The following is a 17796-nucleotide window of genomic DNA, read 5'->3' as shown; positions in this document are numbered from 1 at the left end:
CGCACGATCCGCCCCGGACCGTGCGGCCTTCGGCATGTCAGCGGTACGACACCGCCCACACTGAACTCGATGCGCCCGACGGGTGTGTACCGATGTAGACGGTGCAGCCGCCGTACGAGTGAGGAGCGACGGTGTGAACAGATCGACGAGCGGTGCCACCCGGGTGGGAGCCTGGACTTCGGCGATGCTCTTCATCCTGACTGCGGTCGGGATGGCGGGGACCGCTGCGATCGTGACAGTAAGCGGCGAGTTCGCAGCAGCCACCCCGTTCGGGAGGACCGGAGTCATCGCTCTGGCCGTCGTGACGATCATTCTAGCCGCGTTCGGCCTGGTGGCCCTACGCCGTGGGGCAGCCGGCAGCTATCGGAGACCCCTCGGCTACCTGCTGGTGCTGGCCATGGTCTCGGCGGCCGTTCTGGCGTTCTGCTTCTTCGTTTCCGGAGTCGTGACGAGCGGCGCCGGATATCTGCCCGCCCAGGCGGCCGTGCTGCTCGGTCTGACCGGCCGGGCGGTTCTGGCCGCCAAGCCAGAACGTCAGGAGCGCTGAGGGAGATGCACCCGGAGATGACGCGGCGTCTGGAGGGGCTCCAGCGACGTGCCGAGGAGCTGGAGCGACTGGCCTCGGTGGCGCACACCGCAGCTCCGAAGAGCGCCGAGGGTGTGGACGCGAGCGGGTGTGTACGGATCGTGATCGGCCCGGACCGGCTACCCCTCCAGATCCACATCCGTGACCGCTGGCAGGACCGCCTCGACGCCGGGTCACTCGCCGACGCGGTATTGGAAGCGAACACCGACGCGGTCCGGAGCGCCTACCGGATCTGGTGTGACCGTCTGGACGGCAGCGGCTGGTGGCGGCAGCGGGATGCCCACGAGGCTCCGGAACGCCGCCCGATGCCGATGAACTCGCCGGCGCAGCAGCCGCGAACGCAGCGCGCCCCTGATGAGGACCTGGAGTTGGGCGAGCGGATCCTGCGCCTGCTCCAGGACACCCGGCGAAACACGTCCCAGCCGTCGACCGCGGACGGTGACGGATCGAACGACAGTGGACGCGTCAGCGTGCGACTGTCGCCTGGCGGGCTGGCCGGATGTGTGATCGACGAGGGCTGGGCACGCCACCGCCGAGGTGACGCGATAGCCGCTGCCCTCTCGCACGCGGTCCGGCAGGCGCGCCGCCACCTCACCTCGCCGCAGCCGGGGCTACGGGAGGCCGACGCCCTCATCGGAGATGCCCTGGCCGCGCTGGCCACCCTCACGGACAGGGCTTCGGACAGGGGCGGGGAGCGATGAGCCAGCCCACTCCCGACGAGGTCCACATTGCTTGCGAAGCGCTCCGAACCGAAGCCACTCAGTGGGACGTCCAGGGCGAGCAGTTGCGCATCGTCAGCGCCACGGCCGCCGAATTCGAGTTCAACCGGGTGGAGGCCGGCCTGTTCCAGGTCATGGTCGGCGCCTACAACGACGTGATCAACGCGGTCTCGGCTCGCTGCGGGGAGGGCGCGGCCGCCATGGTGGAGGTCGCCGCCACCCTCCGCCGCGCGGCGGACATCTACGAGGCCGAGGACCGCCTCGGCGAGCACCGGATTCGCGACATCTACTGAAAGGAGCCGGCCATGGAGTTCAGCCTTGCCCAGTACGAGGCCGTCATGGCCGAGATCGAGTCCGGCACGAGGACGCTGGAGGCAGAACTCGCCGAGGTCGGACCGGCAGCGGATCGTGCGGCGAATCAGTGGTGGGTGCCCCCGCCCATCGGCGACATGATCAGATGGATCGGCCAGAAGACCGTGGAATTGGGACGGGAGATCCTCGCCTTCATCGGGGACCTCCTCAAGGGCATGGTGGCGCCGGTCGTCATGTTCTACGACGCCTTCCGCTGGATGGACCTCAAAGGGGCGGCCAACGGTGTGGCGACCGACCTCGGCTCGCAGAACCTCGTCGTCGACGACACCGACTGGACCGGTAAAGGCCGAGACGCCTACCTCGCCCTCGCGCAGGCCCAGTCTGCTGCCGCGGCACGGGTCGGGTCGATCTCCGGAAACGCCTCGGGGGCTCTCATGATCAGCGCCGCGGCCGGACTGGCCTTCTACCTGGCGTTGGCCGCGGTGATCGCCAAGCTCATCATCGCCTGCACCGCGGCCACCGGAGCGTTCGCCTCGGTCATCTTCTCCGAGATCGGCGCGATGATCTTCGTTGAGGAGGGCATCGTGAACGTCATGGTGATCGCCGGAGCCGTGACCGCGCTGGCAGCATTCCTTGGCGCACAGGCCAACACCATGATCGCGCTGCACAGTGACGCCGTCGACCCGTCCAGCTTCCCGGCCGGCGCCTGGCCGAAGGCGAACACCGGGCTGTACGGCGACGCGACGGTCAAGGACGGCGACGCCGACTGGTCGCTCAAGGAAAGGTAGGCCGGTCAGCGGGGTAGGAAGTCGGTGCGGTTCAGGGTGCTGGTCCGACGGTGGTACTCCTTGGCCTTGCCGGGCCAGTTCGTCACGATTCGGCCGGTGGTGGTGCGGTACCAGGACTGGCACGCCGTCCAGACGCTTGTGGACAGGCGGGACTGGATCTCGGTGTCGTAGGTGGTGGCGACCTCTGGCCGTACCTCCAGATCGTCGCCCGCGGCGACCGACCGCACCGCCTGCGCGATCCATCGGGCCTGGGCCTCGTGGAAGTAGATGACCGAGGTGTTGCCGGTGTTCGTGTTGGGGCCGTAGACCAGGAACATGTTGGGGAAACCGGGCACCGCCAGGCCTAGGTAGGCGTGGGCGCCCCCGCTCCACTCGTCGGACAGCAGGCGGCCGTCGCGACCGGTGACACGGATCGGGACGAGGAACTCGGTGGCGGCGAAGCCGGTGCCGTAGACGAGGACGTCGCACGGGTGATCGACGCCGTCGGCGGTGCGTACGCCGGTCCGGGTGACCGTGACGATCTTCTCGGTGACCAGGTCGACGTCGGGGCGGGACAGGGTGGGCAGCCAGGCGTTGGTGAAGAGCAGCCGTTTGCAGCCGATCGGCTCGTCGGGGGTGACCTTGGCCAGCAACGACGGGTCGCGGACCTGCCAGCGGCGCTGGATCCAGGCGTAGCCGCGGACCCCGGCGTTGACCACCCGGTTGCCGTGCAGCGCGGCGCCCGGAACGAGGGTGAGCATCCAGGTCGCGCCGCGGGAGAGCCGCATGACGGCGGGCACCCGGCGGGACAGCGCGCGACGGATCCGGCCGTATCGGCGGTCGGGCTTGGGCACCGTCCAGGGCGCGGTGCGCTGGAAGACGGTGATGTGCGCGGCCGTGCCGGCGATCGCGGGGACCAGCTGGATGGCGCTGGCACCGGTGCCGACCACGGCGATCCGCCGGCCCTCGACCGGTACCTCGGGCGACCAGTGGGCGGTGTGGACGGCCACGCCGTCGAAGGTGTCGGCGCCGGGCAGGGCCGGGATCGCCGGGCGGGACAGCTGGCCGACGGCCGGGATCAGCACGTCCGCGTCGACGGTGGCACCGCCGGTCAGGGTGATCCGCCAGCGGGCGCCGTCCCAGTCGGCGGCGGCCACCTCGGCGCCGAACCGGATCAGCGGCGTGACACCCTTCTCGTCGGCGACGCGCTGCAGGTAGGCGAGGATCTCGTCGTGCGGCGGGTAGCGCCGGGACCAGTCCGGGTTGAGGGCGAACGAGAACGAGTAGAGCGGTGCCGGCACGTCGCAGGCGCAGCCGGGGTACGTGTTGTCGCGCCACACCCCGCCGGCCCGGTCCGCCTTCTCCAGGATCACGATGTCACCGAATCCGGCCCCGAGCAGCTCGACGGCGGCGGCCACCCCGCCGAACCCGGCGCCGATGATCGCGATCCTGGTCATGGCCGCCTTCCGAGGGTGAGTCGCAACGCGCCGGGCGCGGTCGCCGGGACGACCGGGTTGCGCGGCGCGACCGGGGTCACCGGCGTGTAACCGGTGAGCGGCCGAGGGTCGTCCTCACCCGCGTTGGGCCACAGTGCCACCGCCCGCTCGGCCAGCGCGGTGATGGTGAGCGACGGGTTGACGCCGAGGTTCGCGGCGACCGTCGAGCCGTCGATGACGTGCAGGCCGGGATGGCCGAAGAGCCGGTGGTACGGGTCGACGACCCCGGTCTCGGCGGTGGACCCGATCGCGCAGCCGCCGATGAAGTGCCCGGTGACCGGCCGTCCGACGAGTTCGGTGAACGCACCCGTCGCCACCCCGTCGACCTGGGCGGCGACCCGCCGGGCCACGTCGTGCGCGGCCGGCACCCAGACCGGGTTGGGTTCGCCGATGCCGGGCCGGCTGGTGAGGCGCCGCCCGAACAGGCCGCGCCTGGTGTGCACGGTGATCGAGTTGTCCAGCGGCTGCATGGCCAGCAGCACGATGGTCTCCTTCGACCAGTTCCGCGGGGAGGCGTAGAGCCGCAGGTCACGGCCCGCCCGGGCGAGCTGCTTGAGCGCCTGCCACAGCCGGGGGCGGCCCTCGTCGACGAGCACGGTGGCCAGCAGGGCGAGGAGGTTGCTGCCGGGGCCGTACCGGACGGGTTCGACGTGGGTCACCGGGTCCGGGTGGATCGACGAGGTGATCGCGACGCCGTGCGTGTAGTCGCGGTCTCGGCGGCGCGTCCGGGCGCCGAGGATCGATTCCGAGTTGGTACGGCTGAGCTCGCCCAGCCGAGGCGAGACGTGCGGCAGGTGCCCCCGGTCGCGCATCCGGTGCAGCAGCCGCTGGGTGCCGAGCGCCCCACCGGCGAAGACGACCTGCTCGGCGGTGAACCGTCGCCGGTTGGTGTCCACGCGGTAGCCGCCGTCGGGCAGTGGCCGTACCACCTTGACCGTGGTCCGCTCGTGCACCTCGGCTCCGGCCTTCTCGGCCAGGTACAGATAGTTCTTGACCAGGGTGTTCTTGGCGTTGGTGCGGCAGCCGGTCATACACGAGCCGCACATCGTGCAGGTGCGCCGGTCCGGTCCGACCCCGCCGAAGAACGGATCGGGCACGGCGGCGCCGGGTTGGTCACCGAAGAGCACACCGACCGGTGTGGGCCGGAACGTGTGCCCGACACCCATCTGTTCGGCGACCGCCCGCAGCGCGTCGTCGGAGGCCGTCAGCACCGGGTTCACGGTCACCCCGAGCATCCGTCTGGCCTGGTCGTAGTAGGGGCCGAGCTCGGTCTTCCAGTCGGTGACGTGCGCCCACTGCGGGTCGGCGAAGAACGCGTCCGGGGGCTCGTAGAGGGTGCACGCGTAACCGAGCGACCCACCGCCGACCCCCACCCCGGACATGATCATGACGTCGCGCAGCAGGGTGAGGCGCAGGATCCCGTAGCAGCCGAGGGCGGGCGCCCAGATGTAGTCACGCAGGCGCCAGGACGTCCGGGCGAACTGGTCGTCGGTGAATCGGCGACCGGCTTCGAGGACGCCGACGCGGTAGCCCTTCTCGGTCAGGCGCAGCGCGGTCACGCTGCCACCGAACCCGGAGCCGATGACGAGGACGTCGTAGTCGTACGACATCGCCGTACCATCACACCCTTATTGGCAACATGTCAACAACGCGTTTCCGGGTCTTGCGCAAAGCGCGAAACGGCTTCATAAAAGACCGATGACCGAGCTGGCGTACGAACGTCGCGGATCCGGCCCACCGCTGGTCCTGATCCACGGACTGGGCAGCCACCGTCAGGTGTGGACGCCGATCGTGGCCGAGGTGTCCACCCGCCGCGATGTGATCGCCCTGGACCTGCCCGGATTCGGCGAGTCCCCGCTCTGGCCACCGGCCCCGCACGCGGGCTCGGTCGCCCACCTCGCCGACCGGGTGGAGTCGTTCCTGGACGGGCTCGGCATCACCGCCTTCGAGGTGGCCGGCAGCTCCCTGGGCGGCGGCATCGCCCTGGAACTCGGCCGCCGGGGCCGGGCCACCGCGGTCACCGCGTTCGCCCCGATCGGCTTCTGGACCGGCGCCGGCCGCCGCTGGTGCCAGAGCGTCGTCACCGCGGCCCGGGTCGTCGCCGGCCGCCTCGACGCCCGCCTGCCCGCGATCATGGCGGCACCGGCCGGCCGGGCCGCGTTCTGCTCGCTCTTCTACGCCCGCCCGCGCCGCCTCGACCCGGCCGACGCGGTGTCCGCGGCACGCGCTCTGGCCACCGCGCCCGGCTTCGCCGCGGCCCGCGACGCCTTCGCCGACCTTCGACCTCAGGCGTACGATCAGACGACCATCCCGGTCACGATCGCCTGGGGCACGCGGGACGCCGTACTCCCGTTCCCCCAGTCCCGCCGCGCCCGCACCCGACTCCCGAACGCTCGCCACGTCACCCTGCCGGGTTGCGGCCACCTGCCCTTCGCCGACGACCCGTCAGCCTGCGCGGCGTTGCTGACCTGACGGCACTCGTCCGCCGTCGCCGGGATCGGCACGCGGGGGCGGGTCGGGGTCAGCGGACCAGCCAGATGATCAGCATCGCGATCAGGAAGACGGCTGCGGCGGCCAGGGTCACCGTGCGGACCAGGGTGCTCATGCCGGTGTCGGAGAACGCGGGCCGCTCCCCCGGCGCGGTCCAGTCGCCGACCACGGTCAGCAGGCGGTCGCCGGCGTGACGCAGGCGGCGGCGGGCGTTATCCCGGTTGGACGACGGCAACAGCACCTCCATACTCGACCGATCAACGAACCAGCGGCGGAATGGACTCTGGGACACTCTTTCGTGCTGGTGGATACGGCTGGGGGGCGACGATGGTTGACGTGCGCGAGGCGGCGAAGGCACTGGCCGGGGCGCGGCGGGTGGTGGTGTTCACCGGCGCCGGTATCTCCGCGGAGAGCGGCGTGCCCACTTTCCGGGACGCCCTGATCGGCCTCTGGGAGCGGTACGACGCGCAGGCGCTGGCCACCCCGCGGGCCTTCGAGGACGACCCGGATCTGGTGTGGGGCTGGTACGAGTGGCGCCGCAGCCTGATCCAGCGGGTCCGGCCGAACGCCGGGCACGACGCGGTCGCCACCATCCAGGCCCGTTCCCCGCACACCGTCGTCGTCACGCAGAACGTCGACGACCTGCACGAACGCGCCGGTTCGCGGGCGCCGATCCACCTGCACGGCAGCCTGTTCACACCGCGCTGCGCGGCCTGTTCGCGGCCCGCCGAGCCGGGTCCGGCCGACGAGCCGGAGGGGGGACGCCGTTTGGCCCCGCCGCGCTGTGGGTGCGGCGGGGCGATCCGGCCCGGTGTCGTCTGGTTCGGTGAGGCGCTGCCCGAGGAGGCCCTGGAGGAGGCGGTCCAGGCCGCGACCGAGTGCGACGTGCTGCTGACGGTCGGCACGTCGGGGGTGGTCTACCCGGCGGCGGAGATCCCGAAGGTGGCGTCGATGTTCGGCGGCACGGTGATCCAGGTGAACCCGCAGCCGACGCCGCTGGACACGGTCGCCACGATCAACCTGTACGGCACCGCGGCGACCGTGCTGCCCGAGCTGGTCAAAGCGGCCTGGCCGGAGTAGGCAGCGGGAGGTCCCGCAGCGGGCCCTTGCGGACCTTGTTGGAGCCGGTGCGCGGCAGGTCGTCGACGACGTCGACGTAGACCGGGATCTTGTACCGGGCGAGACGGCCGGACAGGAACTCGGGGACGTCGGCCGGGGTCAGCGACGCGCCGGACACCGGCACCACGAAGGCCCGGCCGACCTCGCCCCACTTCTCGTCGGGCACACCGACGACCGCGACCTCGGCCACCGCCGGGTGCTCGAAGACGGCCGCCTCCACCTCGGCCGGATACACGTTCTCGCCGCCGGAGATGTACATGTCCTTGGTGCGGTCGACGATCCGATGGTGGCCGGCTTCGTCGACGACGGCCAGGTCACCCGAGTGGAACCAGCCGTCGTCGGTGAGGGCGGCCGCGGTGGCCGCCGGGTCGTTCCAGTACCCCGGAGTCACGTTCGGGCCGCGGACCAGCACCTCCCCGGGTTCGCCGGGATCCACCGGCGTGAGATCGGGGCGGGTCACCCGTACCTCCGCGAAGAAGACCGGAAGCCCCGCCGAACCGATATGCGCCCGGCTCTCCCGTGCTTCCAGGAACGTCGCGCCGGGTGCCGTCTCGGTCATGCCGTAACCCTGGCAGAAGGCCAGCCCACGCTCCTGGTAGGCACGGATCAGCGCTTCCGGGACGGGCGCGCCGCCGGTCATCAGGCTGCGCACCGAGGTCAGGTCGGCGTCCGGCCAGCGCGGTGACCGGCTGAGTCCGGCGAACATCTGGGAGACGCCGAACATCCAGGTGATCCGATGCTCGGCGATGGCGTCGAAGCAGCCGTCGACGTCCCAGCCCGGCATGATCACCGAGGTGCCGCCCTTGAGGAACGTGGGCAGCAGGCACTGGTTGAGCGCGGCGACGTGGAAGAGCGGCGCACTGACCAGGGTGATCTCGTCGCTGGCGACGTCCACGCAGACCAGCAGGTTGTAGCAGTTCCAGATGATGTTGCCGTGGGTGAGCATCGCCCCCTTGGGGTGCCCGGTGGTCCCCGAGGTGTAGAGGATGCAGGCGACGTCGTCCAATCCCGCCGGCTCTTCGATCTCGGCGGGTTCCGACGCGAGGAACCCCTCCAGGTCCGCCAGCCGCACGTGCAGGCCGACCTCGGTCTGCACCTCACCCGCCGAGATCAGCGCGACCGCCCCGCTGTGCCGCAACTGGTAGTCGACCTCCGGCGGGGTGAGCCGGAAGTTCAGCGGGACGAAGATCGCGCCGAGCATCCAGGTCGCGAACATCGTCTCGACGAACGACGGATGGTTGGGGCCGAGGTAGGCGACCCGGTCGCCCGGGCCGACCCCGGCGGCGCGCAGGGCCGCGGCCAGGCGCGAGGTGCGTTCATACAGTTCGGCGTACGTCGTACGCCGCTCCCCGAAGATCAGGGCGGTCACCCCGGGTGACATCGCCGCCCGGCGCGCCGGCCATGACCCCAGCCCGGCGTTACGCATCACGCGTAGTGGCGGTAGACCGGGCGCGCCACACAGGCCGGCTTGGCCGAGCCCTCGACCTCGACGGTGAAGTCGAACGTGCTCTGCACGCCGGGGCCGGCCACGTCCTCGACACCGACCACCGAGGCGGCCAGCCGGATCCGCGCGCCGACCTTCACCGGGCTGGGGAACCGCACCTTCTCCAAGCCGTAGTTGACGCCCATCGAGATGCCCTCGACCTGCAGCAGCTGGGTGAAGAGCGGGATGACCAGCGACAGCGTGAGGTAGCCGTGCGCGATCGGGGCGCCGAACGGCCCGGTCTTGGCCCGCTCCACGTCGACGTGGATCCACTGGTGGTCACCGGTGGCGTCGGCGAACGTGTTCACCCGCTCCTGGGTGATCTCCAGCCAGTCGCTGTGGCCGAGGTCCTTGCCGGCGAGGCTCTTGAGTCCGTCGAGGCCGGTCACGGTGGTGGTCATCTCAACTCCCGGAAAAGTAGGCGGAGGGCGTTCTCTTTGAGGATCTTCGGGCGGACCGTGTCCTTGACGTCGAGTTTCTCGAAGTCGGCGAGCCAGCGGTCCGGGGTGATCACCGGATAGTCCGAGCCGAACAGCACCTTGTCCTGGAGCAGACTGTTCGCGTACCGGACCAGTTGCGGCGGGAAGTACTTCGGCGACCAGCCGGACAGGTCGATGTGCACGTGCTCCTTGTGGGTGGCGACGGCCAGCGCCTCGTCCTGCCACGGGAACGACGGGTGGGCCAGGATGATCCGCAGGTCCGGGAAGTCGACTGCCACGTCGTCGATCAGCATCGGGTTCGAGTACTTCAGGCGGATTCCGCCGCCGCCGCGGACCCGGGCGCCGATGCCGGTCTGCCCGGTGTGGAACAGGGCGACCGCGCCGAGTTCCTCGATCGCCTCGTAGAGCGGGTAGGCGAGCCGGTCGTCGGGGGCGAACCCCTGGATGCTGGGGTGGAACTTGAAGCCGCGTACGCCGTACCGCTCGACCAGGCGCCGGGCCTCGCGGACACCGGCTCCCCCCTTGTGCGGGTCGATGCTCGCGAACGGGATCAGCGTGTCCGGGTGCCTCGCGCAGTCCTCGGCGATCTCCTCGTTGGCGATCCGCGGGTGGCCGGTGGCGTGCTCGGCGTCGACGGTGAAGACGACCGCGGCCATCTTCCGTTCCCGGTAGTAGTCGGCCGTCTCGTCGATCGTCGGCTGGCGGTGCCCGTGCGCCTGGAAGTAGTCGGCGGAGGCGCCGAGCAGCTCGGGGCTGAGCGACGACCGGCCGTCCCGACCCACTTCGGCGTGCGTGTGGACGTCGATGGCGACCAGATTCGACGTGTCCATCACTTCCCCTTGGGCGCCGGAATGCCGTAGGTCTCCTGCTCGAAGCCCCAGGACGCCTCGATCGCGTCGGCGCTCCAGCCTCCCTCGGCATACGCGACGGACTTCTCCGCCGGATGCGACCACAGCGCCAGCTTGTCGCCGCCGATGCCGATCGCCTGCCCGGTGATGCCCTTCGAGGCGTCCGAGGCGAGGAACGTGATCAGCCCGGTCACGTCCGCCACGGTGCCGAGGCCCTCGTCGTGCCGCAGCCAGGCCGGGTACGGCGTACCGGTGCGCTCGGCCTCCTCGATGACCGGCCCGAACGCCGGGATCGTCTTGGTCATCTCGGTGGCGGCGATCGGGATCACGGCGTTCACGGTGATCTCGTTGCGGGCCAGTTCGAGCGCCCAGGTGCGGGCCATCGCGGCGATGCCGGCCTTGGCGGCGGCGTAGTTGGTCTGCCCGAAGTTGCCGCGCTGCCCGGCCGGTGAGCCGATCAGGATGATCCGGCCGCCGGTGCCCTGCTCGCGCATCCGGATCGCGGCGGCCCGGGCACAGGTGAAGGTGCCACGCAGGTGCACGTTGACGACCGCGTCGAAGTCGTCGTCGGTCATCTTCCAGAGCACCCGGTCGCGGAGGATGCCGGCGTTGGTGATCAGCACGTCCAGCCTGCCGAACGCCTCGACCGCGGCGTTCACCAGCTTCTCGGCGCTCGCGGTGTCACCGACCGCCGCGGTGACGCCGACCGTGTCGCCGCCGATCCGGGCGACCGCCGCGTCGACCGCCGCCTGGTCCACGTCGTTGACGACGACTGACGCGCCGGCCGCGGCGAGCGCCTCGGCGTAGGCCAGACCGAGCCCGCGACCGCTGCCGGTCACGATGGCCACCCTGCCGGTCAGATCCATGCTCATCAACCTCTCACGGATTTTTCGGTTCCTCAATCAACAGGAATCCTGTTGATCTGATCCTGGATGACGATCAGGTTTCCTGTCAATGGTGTAATCTGCCGCCCATGCCATCACTGCTCTACCTGGTGAAACAGCTCGAACTCGCGGTGCGCGCCCGTCTCGACGAGGTGGTCCGCGGGCATGGCATCACCGCGCTCCAGTACACGGCGCTCACCGTCCTGGAACGCCACGACGGCCTGTCCGCGGCCCAGCTCGCCCGCGACTCGTTCGTCACCGCCCAGTCCACCGCCGATCTGGTCCGGGCCCTGGAGACACGCGGCCTGATCCGCCGCGAACGCAACCCGGCCAACCGCCGCGAACTGCTCATCCACCTCACCGCCGAAGGTCGGGCGCTGCTCGCGGCGGTCGACGCCCCGGTCCGTGACCTGGAGTCCCGCATGATCACCAAGCTGACCGAGGACCAGGCGGCCGGTTTCCGTCAGTCCCTGATCACGGCCTGGCAGTCGATGGCCTGAAACCGGCGGTCAGGCCGGGCGGACCGGGGTGATCGGCGGGAAGGCGGCCTCGATGTCGCGGGCCGCGGCCAGGGCGATGTGCTCGCCGTTCCGGCGGGCGATCACCTGGACGCCGAGCGGCCGCCGGCCGGACACCCCGGTCGGCACGGCCACCGCGGGCAGACCCAGGAAGTTGGCGGTGACCAGGAGACGGTGGGCCTTCCACAGTGCGGTGGCCGCGGCCGGGCCGCTCAGGTCGTAGCCGATCTCCGGCATCGGGCGGGTGGTGACCGGCCCGAGCACGATCGGGTACCGCACGTGGAACGCCAGCCACGCCGCCGCGTGCACGAACCGTTCCGCCCACGCGCCCTGGTAGGCGGCCGACGTGTCGAGCAACCGCACGTCCGCGATGTTGTCCCGGAAGTATCGGACCGTGCCCTCGGACAGCGGCCCCGGGAAGACACCGGGGGTGAGCAGCATGGGCGCGTTCTCGGTCGACGACAGCTGCCGCCAGAGGGTGGCGCACCGGTCCACGGCGGGCGGTTCCACCTCCTCGACCGCCCAGCCGGCGGCGGCCAGCGCCCCGGCGGCCGACCTGATCGCGGCGACCACCTCGGGGTCGACCTCACCCCAGCCGGCCGGGTCGACGGTGACGGCGACGCGGCGCGGGCCGTCGTACCCCGCGGGGTGCTCGACGGTGACCGACAGCGGGTCGAAGTCGTCGGCGCCGTGCATCAGCCCGAAGATCAGGTCGAGGTCGGCCACCGAACGGGCCAGCGGACCGTTGACCGCCATCTGCTGAAGAGACAGCGGCAGCGGCTCGACCCCGCGTCCGGGTGCGGCGACCCGCCCGGCGGAGGGCCGCAACGCGGTGATCCCGGCGGCGTGGGCGGGCAGCCGCAGCGAACCGCCGTAATCGTTGCCGAGCCCGGCTGCGGCCATCCCGGTGGCGACCGCGACCGCGTCGCCGCCACTGGAGCCGCCGGGCACCCGGGCCGGGTCCCACGGATTGGCCGTACGCCCGTAAAGGTCGTTGTCGGTGTCCCAGCGCAGCCCGATGTCGGGCATGTTCCCGCGCCCGACCGGAATGGCTCCGGCCGCCAGCAGCCGGTCGACGAAGGTCGCGTTGGCGGCCGGGACGTCGCCGGCCGCGAAAGGCAGCCCGGACGTGGTCGCCGACCAGGTCAGGTCGATGTTCTCCTTCACGGTGATCGGCACGCCGGCCAGCGGCCCGGGCGCCTGCCCGTCGGCGATCCGGGCGTCGAGGTCGGCCGCCGCCTCCCGCGCCCGGTCGGCGAGAACCACGGTGACCGCGTTGACCTGCGGATTCACCTCTTCGATGCGGGCCAGGTGCGCCTCCACGACGGCGGCCGCGGTGAGGCGGCCATCGCGGACACCCGCGGCGATCTCGGTGGCGGTGAGGTGGGTGACGTCCATTTCGGTCCTTAGGAAGGGAGGCTCAGCAGGGGAGGACGGTGCAGGTCAGGCGGGTGGCGCCGAGGTGCAGGCGCTGCTGGTTGGGGATGGTCTCGGCGGCCGTCCAGCGGTGCTCGCCGGTGCCCGGAGCGGGCACGAACTCGGGCGCGTCCGAGCTGGCCAGGGTGAGCCGCAGCGCGTGGCCGGCGGGCAGCCGGTAACCGGTGTGACCGAGATCGATCGTCACGGCGAAGGCGTCGCCCGGGTCCAGGACGGTCTGCTGGCCGCGGGCGACGAGGCGGGTGGCACCGTCCGGGGCGACGTCGGTGAGCCGCACGAACAGGTCCATCTCGGGCCCGTCCGAGCCGATCACGGCGTCGAGGCGGATCGGCCCGGCCAGGTCGAGCGGCCCGGTCACCGGCGCCGCGGTGAAGACCAGCACGTCGGACCGTTCGGCGAGATGCCGCTCGTCCGGGAATTCGCGCAGGAAGGCGAAGGGGTCGGTCACCGGCGAGGGCACCGGGTCGGCGGCGTCGTGGGTCCAGACCGCGACGCCCCCGGCCGGGGCGGCCGCGGCGGCGGAGACCGGTTCAAGGGTTCCGCCCGCCGGTCCGCTCGCCGTTTCCCCGGCGTCGGCCAACCGCCACACCAGGGGGTACGCCGCAGCCGGCGGCCACACCGGCGAGGAGCGCAGTGTCGGGTCCCCGGTGTTGGCCAACTGCCACCGCACGCGGGGGATGTCGGCGTCGGCCCCGCGCAGGAACACGTCGAAGAACTCGATCGCCGGGTCCAGGTAGCGCGCCGCCATCCGATCCACCGACGCCGGCACCCCGGGTTCGAAGTGGCTGGTGTTCTCGTGGTCGATGGCTTCGAGCAGCAGGTATTCGTTGCGCGCCCAGCCCGGCCGCCGCTGCAGCTCCCGGTGGTCGGACCACTGCCAGGGCGCGCAGTTGTCCCACCACCCGATGGTCATCAGCACCGGCACGGCGGGCGCGTCGAACGGGCTCCCGGCCGGGAAGCGGCGCAGGCTGACCGGGTGCGGGAACCACAGGTCGTACGACGCGGATCGGCTGCCGACGGCGGTGAAGAACTCCTCGACCTGCGCGGCGAGCGGCCGCCGGGTCCAGTCGATCGCCCAGTCCAGGATGTCCCGGTCGTGGAACATCGACAGGGGGTAGAACCGGTGCACCGACATCTCGACGTCGTGGGTGCGCCGACCCGGAACGGGGACCGGCAGCTCACCGAGCCGGGTGCCGGTGACCCGGGGCACCATCGCCTTGAGGGCCGGATGCCCGGTCGACGCGGCCGCCCACTGGGTGTAGCCGTAGTACGAGTCGCCCCACATCCCGACGGTCCCGTCCGACCACGGCTGGTTGATCACCCAGTCCAGGGTGTCGTACCCGTCGTACGCCTCGTTGACGAAGAGCAGCGTCTCACCCTCGGAGCGGAATTTGCCGCGCACGTCCTGCACGACCATCCGGTAGCCGCGGGCGGTGAAGTAGGCGGCGATCCGCGGCATGAACGTGTACTCGCCGCACTTGTCGTACGGCAGCCGGGTGAGCACGGTCGGTCCGGGCTCGATGTCACCGGCCGGCAGGTAGACGTCGGTGGCCAGATGCACACCGTCGCGCATCCGCACCATGTACTGGGTGGCGTCGGGAGAGAGCGGCCCCGGCCCGGTCCGCTGCACGGAGATGGTCATGGCTGTGCCTCCTTCGACATGCCCTTCTGGCCCTCACCCGCAGCGTCGCGATTCGGTGGCGGTGGTTGCCGTTCGGTGCAGGCGGTCATGGCTGTACCCCCTTCGACATGCCCTTCTGGCCCTCACCCGCAGCGTCGCGATTCGGTGGCGGTGGTTGCCGTTCGGTGCAGGCGGTCATGGCTGTGCCTCCTTCGACATGCCCTTCTGGCCCTCACCTGCAGCGTCGCGATTCGGTGGCGGTGGTTGCCGTTCGGTGCAGGCGGTCATGTCAGAGCACCTCGAAGAAACGGATGCAGACCTGCCCGCGCTCACCCCGGGCCAGCCCCACGAACACCGATTCGGCGAGCCCGCGATGTTGCGGAACGTCGGTGCGGAACACCGGGCTGGTCCGGTAGTAGTAGTCGGTCTCCGGCAGGTCCTCCCCCGCCTCGACCCGGGCGTCGATCTCCGGGGTGGCCCGCCAGAACCCGCGGTTGCGGATGTCGATGACCGCCCCGTCGTCGGCCTGGAGCAGGTAGTGCGCGTCGAGTTCGGTGACCCCGTCGTGGGTGGTGGACCAGTCGCCGCCACCGGCCAGTACCCGGCCGGACAGGCGGGGGCCGTGGACGGTGCCACCGGTGATCGGGGTGAAGTCCAGGCCGCGCCCGATGTGCACGGTCGCACCGACGTCGACCCGCGCCTCGAAGGCGAACACCAACCGAGGGTCAGGCAGTTCGGACATCAACAACCTCGTTTTCTTTTCCATAATGACAATCAATTAGGCTGTACGGCGGGCACACTGACCCGGGAGGGGGAGGCGACGTGGGGCGTCCGAGCATGGCCACCGAGCGGACCGAGCAGATCATGCAGGCGACCGCTCGCTGCCTGCAGAAACACGGCCTGGCCGGGACGACCCTGGAGCGGGTCGCCGAGGAGTCCGGGCTGAGCCGCAGCCACGTCCGGCACTACGTCGGCAACCGCGACGACCTGCTGCGTGCCTTCGCGAACTGGCTCTACACCGGCTATGAGGCCGAGTTCACCGGCAAGATCGCCGCGGCGCCCGACCGGGAGAAGCTGCCGATCGCGATGGACTACCTGTTCAGCAGCGGGTTCCTGCCGATCGGCGACGACGACACGGTGATCCGCGAGCTGATCACGGCCGGGATCACCGACGACAGCATCCGGGCCACCCTTCAGGAGCGCTATCTGCAGGCGGTGCAGGCGGTCGAGCAGGCGCTGGCCGCCGAGTACCCGAGGGCCTCGCCCGGGGCACGGCGCTCGGTGGCGTACGGCCTGTGGTGTCTCGCCCTGGGCAACTCGACGATGGCCGAGCTGCAGCTGCCGGTGGCGTCCGGCGGCCTGATCCGGACCGCGGCTGAGCAGCTGCTGGAACGGCTCAGCCACGACTGACCGCCCGCGCCGGGACCCAGCCGGGCCGGGGCACCGAGGCCACCAGCCGGCGGGTGTATTCGTGTTCCGGCCGGCCCAGCACCCGCTCCACCGGCCCGGACTCGACGACCCGCCCGCGCGACATCACCACCACCTCGTCGCAGACGTGCCGCACCACCGACAGGTCGTGGGTGATGAACAGGTAGGCCACCCCGGTCGCGGCCCGCGCGTCGACCAGCAGGTTCAGGATCTGCGCCTGGATCGAGACGTCGAGCGCGGCGACCGCCTCGTCGAGCACCAGCAGTCGCGGCTCGGCGGCCAGGGCCCGGGCGATCGCCACCCGCTGCCGCTGCCCACCGGACAGGTGCCGGGGCAGCGCGTCGGCGAGCCGCCGGTCCAGGCCGACCAGGTCGAGCAGCTCACCGATCCGGGCCGGGTCCTTGCGGTGGTGGGCGAGGACCTCGGCCAGGCAACCGCGGACCGTCTGGCGACGATCGAGGCTCTGGTACGGGTCCTGGAACACCATCTGGACCGAGCCGTGCCGGGTGACCGTCCCGGAGGTGGCCTTCTCCAACCCGGTGACGATCCGGGCGCAGGTGGTCTTGCCGGAGCCGGATTCGCCGACCACGGCCAGCGAGCCACCGGCCGGCACGGTGAAGCTGACCCCGTCGACCGCGATCCCGCCCTTGAACTCTTTGCGCAGGTCACGCACTTCCAGCATCAGAGCACCTCCAGCAGGTGGCAGGCGGCCGAGCCGGTGAAGACCGGCCGTTCGTCGCGGCATCGGGCCTCGGCGTGTGGGCAGCGGTCGGCGAAGACGCAGCCGGCCGGGGCGGTCAGCGCCGACTGCGGGGTGCCGGGCACGGTGAGCAGCCGCTGTCCGGGGGCGACCGCGCCGGGCCGGGCCGCGAGCAGCGCCCGGGTGTACGGGTGCCGGGCGTCGTCGTGCAGCCGGGCCGCGGGCAGGATCTCGACGATCTCGCCCGCGTACATGACGGCGATCCGGTCGCAGACGGCCGCGGCCAGTTCCAGGTCGTGGGTGATGAACAGGAGCGCGGTCCCGCGGAGGCGACGCTGCTCGTCGAGGATCGCCACCACCTCCTCCTGGGTGGTCACGTCCAGGGCGGTGGTCGGTTCGTCGGCCAGGATCAGGCGCGGTTCGGTGAGCAGGGCGGCCGCGATCACCACCCGCTGGAGCAGGCCGCCGCTCAGCTCGTACGGCCGCTGAGTCAACCGTCGCCCGGCATCGCCGACGCCGACCTCGGACAGTGACCGGACGGCTTTCTCGATGGCCGCGCCCCGCGGCATGCCCTGGTCGCGCAGCACCTCGGTGAGGAAGTCGCCGACCGTGCGCACCGGATTGACGACGGCGCGCGGGTCCTGGAAGACCATGGCGACGTCCCGGGACCGCATTCGCCGGAGCCCGGCCGCGTTCAGGGCATGGACGTCGGCGCCGTCGAACCGGACCGTCCCGCCGACCGTGGCACCGGGTGGCAACAGTCGCACCACCGACTTGACGGTCATCGACTTGCCCGAGCCGGACTCACCGACCAGACCGACCGCCTCACCGGCGGCGACGTCGAGGGACACCTGTCTGAGGACCGGCCGGCCGTCGATGGCGAGGGCCAACCGATCGAGCGTCAACAGCGTCAACGGACGTCACCTCCGAAACGCGTGGCCGGCCGTT

20 protein-coding genes are annotated in these 17796 nt (G+C 71.3%); 8 read left to right on the top strand and 12 right to left on the bottom strand.

What is annotated here, in order from left to right; all coding sequences use genetic code 11:
• Positions 1–184: 184 nt before the first annotated feature.
• Genes Q0Z83_RS01215 through Q0Z83_RS01200 form a run of 4 tightly spaced genes read left to right on the top strand, consistent with a single transcriptional unit; the run spans position 185 to position 2405 of the window.
• Positions 185–547 carry a hypothetical protein gene (locus Q0Z83_RS01215; RefSeq protein WP_317791888.1) on the top strand — a complete coding sequence of 121 codons (363 nt, stop codon included), beginning with the start codon at positions 185–187 and terminating at the stop codon, positions 545–547.
• A gap of 17 nt (positions 548–564) precedes the next feature.
• Entirely contained in the window at positions 565–1287 is a 723-nt protein-coding gene (locus tag Q0Z83_RS01210) for a YbaB/EbfC family nucleoid-associated protein (protein WP_317791887.1), read from the top strand.
• Positions 1284–1598: a type VII secretion target gene (locus tag Q0Z83_RS01205; RefSeq protein ID WP_317791886.1), complete on the top strand. Its 315-nt coding sequence runs from the start codon at positions 1284–1286 to the stop codon at positions 1596–1598. The genes Q0Z83_RS01210 and Q0Z83_RS01205 overlap by 4 nt, the downstream gene beginning before the upstream one ends.
• Before the next feature lie 12 nt (positions 1599–1610).
• Positions 1611–2405 carry a hypothetical protein gene (locus Q0Z83_RS01200; RefSeq protein ID WP_317791885.1) on the top strand — a complete coding sequence of 265 codons (795 nt, stop codon included), beginning with the start codon at positions 1611–1613 and terminating at the stop codon, positions 2403–2405.
• 5 nt (positions 2406–2410) lie between these two features.
• Here the strand turns inward: Q0Z83_RS01200 and Q0Z83_RS01195 are convergent, their stop codons facing one another.
• Both Q0Z83_RS01195 and Q0Z83_RS01190 read right to left on the bottom strand, forming a co-directional pair.
• The gene (locus Q0Z83_RS01195; RefSeq protein WP_317791884.1) at positions 2411–3841 is read right to left on the bottom strand and encodes a flavin-containing monooxygenase; all 1431 of its coding nucleotides are present in this window, start codon (positions 3839–3841) and stop codon (positions 2411–2413) included.
• Positions 3838–5490 carry a GMC oxidoreductase gene (locus tag Q0Z83_RS01190; protein ID WP_317791883.1) on the bottom strand — a complete coding sequence of 551 codons (1653 nt, stop codon included), beginning with the start codon at positions 5488–5490 and terminating at the stop codon, positions 3838–3840. Before Q0Z83_RS01190 ends, Q0Z83_RS01195 begins: the two co-directional genes overlap by 4 nt.
• Positions 5491–5578: 88 nt before the next feature.
• Here Q0Z83_RS01190 and Q0Z83_RS01185 point away from each other — a divergent pair, with 88 nt between their 5' ends.
• Entirely contained in the window at positions 5579–6352 is a 774-nt protein-coding gene (locus tag Q0Z83_RS01185) for an alpha/beta fold hydrolase (RefSeq protein ID WP_317791882.1), read from the top strand.
• A gap of 49 nt (positions 6353–6401) precedes the next feature.
• On the opposite strand, the gene Q0Z83_RS01180 is transcribed toward Q0Z83_RS01185, so the two are convergent.
• Entirely contained in the window at positions 6402–6617 is a 216-nt protein-coding gene (locus tag Q0Z83_RS01180) for a hypothetical protein (protein WP_317791881.1), read from the bottom strand.
• A gap of 80 nt (positions 6618–6697) precedes the next feature.
• Between Q0Z83_RS01180 and Q0Z83_RS01175 the strand changes: the two genes are divergently transcribed.
• Positions 6698–7450 carry an SIR2 family NAD-dependent protein deacylase gene (locus tag Q0Z83_RS01175; protein ID WP_317791880.1) on the top strand — a complete coding sequence of 251 codons (753 nt, stop codon included), beginning with the start codon at positions 6698–6700 and terminating at the stop codon, positions 7448–7450.
• On the opposite strand, the gene Q0Z83_RS01170 is transcribed toward Q0Z83_RS01175, so the two are convergent.
• Genes Q0Z83_RS01170 through Q0Z83_RS01155 form a run of 4 tightly spaced genes read right to left on the bottom strand, consistent with a single transcriptional unit; the run spans position 7428 to position 11126 of the window.
• The gene (locus tag Q0Z83_RS01170; RefSeq protein ID WP_317797401.1) at positions 7428–8915 is read right to left on the bottom strand and encodes an acyl-CoA synthetase; all 1488 of its coding nucleotides are present in this window, start codon (positions 8913–8915) and stop codon (positions 7428–7430) included. The genes Q0Z83_RS01175 and Q0Z83_RS01170 overlap by 23 nt on opposite strands.
• On the bottom strand, positions 8915–9373 hold the full coding sequence (locus Q0Z83_RS01165; RefSeq protein ID WP_317791879.1) for a MaoC family dehydratase: 459 nt from the start codon (positions 9371–9373) through the stop codon (positions 8915–8917). Before Q0Z83_RS01165 ends, Q0Z83_RS01170 begins: the two co-directional genes overlap by 1 nt.
• A complete protein-coding gene (locus Q0Z83_RS01160) occupies positions 9370–10242 on the bottom strand; it encodes an amidohydrolase family protein (protein ID WP_317791878.1) in 873 nt (290 codons plus the stop codon). The genes Q0Z83_RS01165 and Q0Z83_RS01160 overlap by 4 nt, the downstream gene beginning before the upstream one ends.
• Entirely contained in the window at positions 10242–11126 is an 885-nt protein-coding gene (locus tag Q0Z83_RS01155; protein ID WP_317791877.1) for an SDR family oxidoreductase, read from the bottom strand. The genes Q0Z83_RS01160 and Q0Z83_RS01155 overlap by 1 nt, the downstream gene beginning before the upstream one ends.
• A gap of 107 nt (positions 11127–11233) precedes the next feature.
• On the opposite strand from Q0Z83_RS01155, the gene Q0Z83_RS01150 reads away from it, so the two are divergent.
• Complete coding sequence (locus Q0Z83_RS01150) at positions 11234–11644, top strand: MarR family winged helix-turn-helix transcriptional regulator (RefSeq protein ID WP_317791876.1); 411 nt, start codon at positions 11234–11236, stop codon at positions 11642–11644.
• A gap of 9 nt (positions 11645–11653) precedes the next feature.
• Here Q0Z83_RS01150 and Q0Z83_RS01145 read toward each other — a convergent pair whose 3' ends face one another.
• The 3 genes from Q0Z83_RS01145 to Q0Z83_RS01135 form a co-directional block, all read right to left on the bottom strand.
• On the bottom strand, positions 11654–13060 hold the full coding sequence (locus tag Q0Z83_RS01145; RefSeq protein ID WP_317791875.1) for an amidase family protein: 1407 nt from the start codon (positions 13058–13060) through the stop codon (positions 11654–11656).
• A 22-nt stretch (positions 13061–13082) separates the two neighbouring features.
• Complete coding sequence (locus Q0Z83_RS01140) at positions 13083–14741, bottom strand: CocE/NonD family hydrolase (RefSeq protein WP_317791874.1); 1659 nt, start codon at positions 14739–14741, stop codon at positions 13083–13085.
• Positions 14742–15009: 268 nt separating this feature from the next.
• Positions 15010–15462, bottom strand: a complete 453-nt coding sequence (locus tag Q0Z83_RS01135; RefSeq protein ID WP_317791873.1) for a DUF3237 domain-containing protein — start codon at positions 15460–15462, stop codon at positions 15010–15012.
• A gap of 80 nt (positions 15463–15542) precedes the next feature.
• Between Q0Z83_RS01135 and Q0Z83_RS01130 the strand changes: the two genes are divergently transcribed.
• Entirely contained in the window at positions 15543–16130 is a 588-nt protein-coding gene (locus Q0Z83_RS01130; protein ID WP_317791872.1) for a TetR/AcrR family transcriptional regulator, read from the top strand.
• Here Q0Z83_RS01130 and Q0Z83_RS01125 read toward each other — a convergent pair.
• Both Q0Z83_RS01125 and Q0Z83_RS01120 read right to left on the bottom strand, forming a co-directional pair.
• Positions 16117–16830 (bottom strand): ABC transporter ATP-binding protein, encoded by a 714-nt coding sequence (locus Q0Z83_RS01125; protein ID WP_317791871.1) that lies wholly within the window; start codon positions 16828–16830, stop codon positions 16117–16119. The two genes, Q0Z83_RS01130 and Q0Z83_RS01125, sit on opposite strands and share 14 nt — an antisense overlap.
• The gene (locus Q0Z83_RS01120) at positions 16830–17762 is read right to left on the bottom strand and encodes an ABC transporter ATP-binding protein (RefSeq protein ID WP_317791870.1); all 933 of its coding nucleotides are present in this window, start codon (positions 17760–17762) and stop codon (positions 16830–16832) included. The genes Q0Z83_RS01125 and Q0Z83_RS01120 overlap by 1 nt, the downstream gene beginning before the upstream one ends.
• Positions 17763–17796 lie beyond the last annotated feature (34 nt).

This window comes from Actinoplanes sichuanensis (assembly GCF_033097365.1).
In the GTDB taxonomy this organism is placed as follows: Bacteria; Actinomycetota; Actinomycetes; order Mycobacteriales; family Micromonosporaceae; genus Actinoplanes; species Actinoplanes sichuanensis.
The sequence above is the reverse complement of the archived record's forward strand: the minus strand, read 5'-3'. Positions and strand labels throughout refer to the sequence as shown.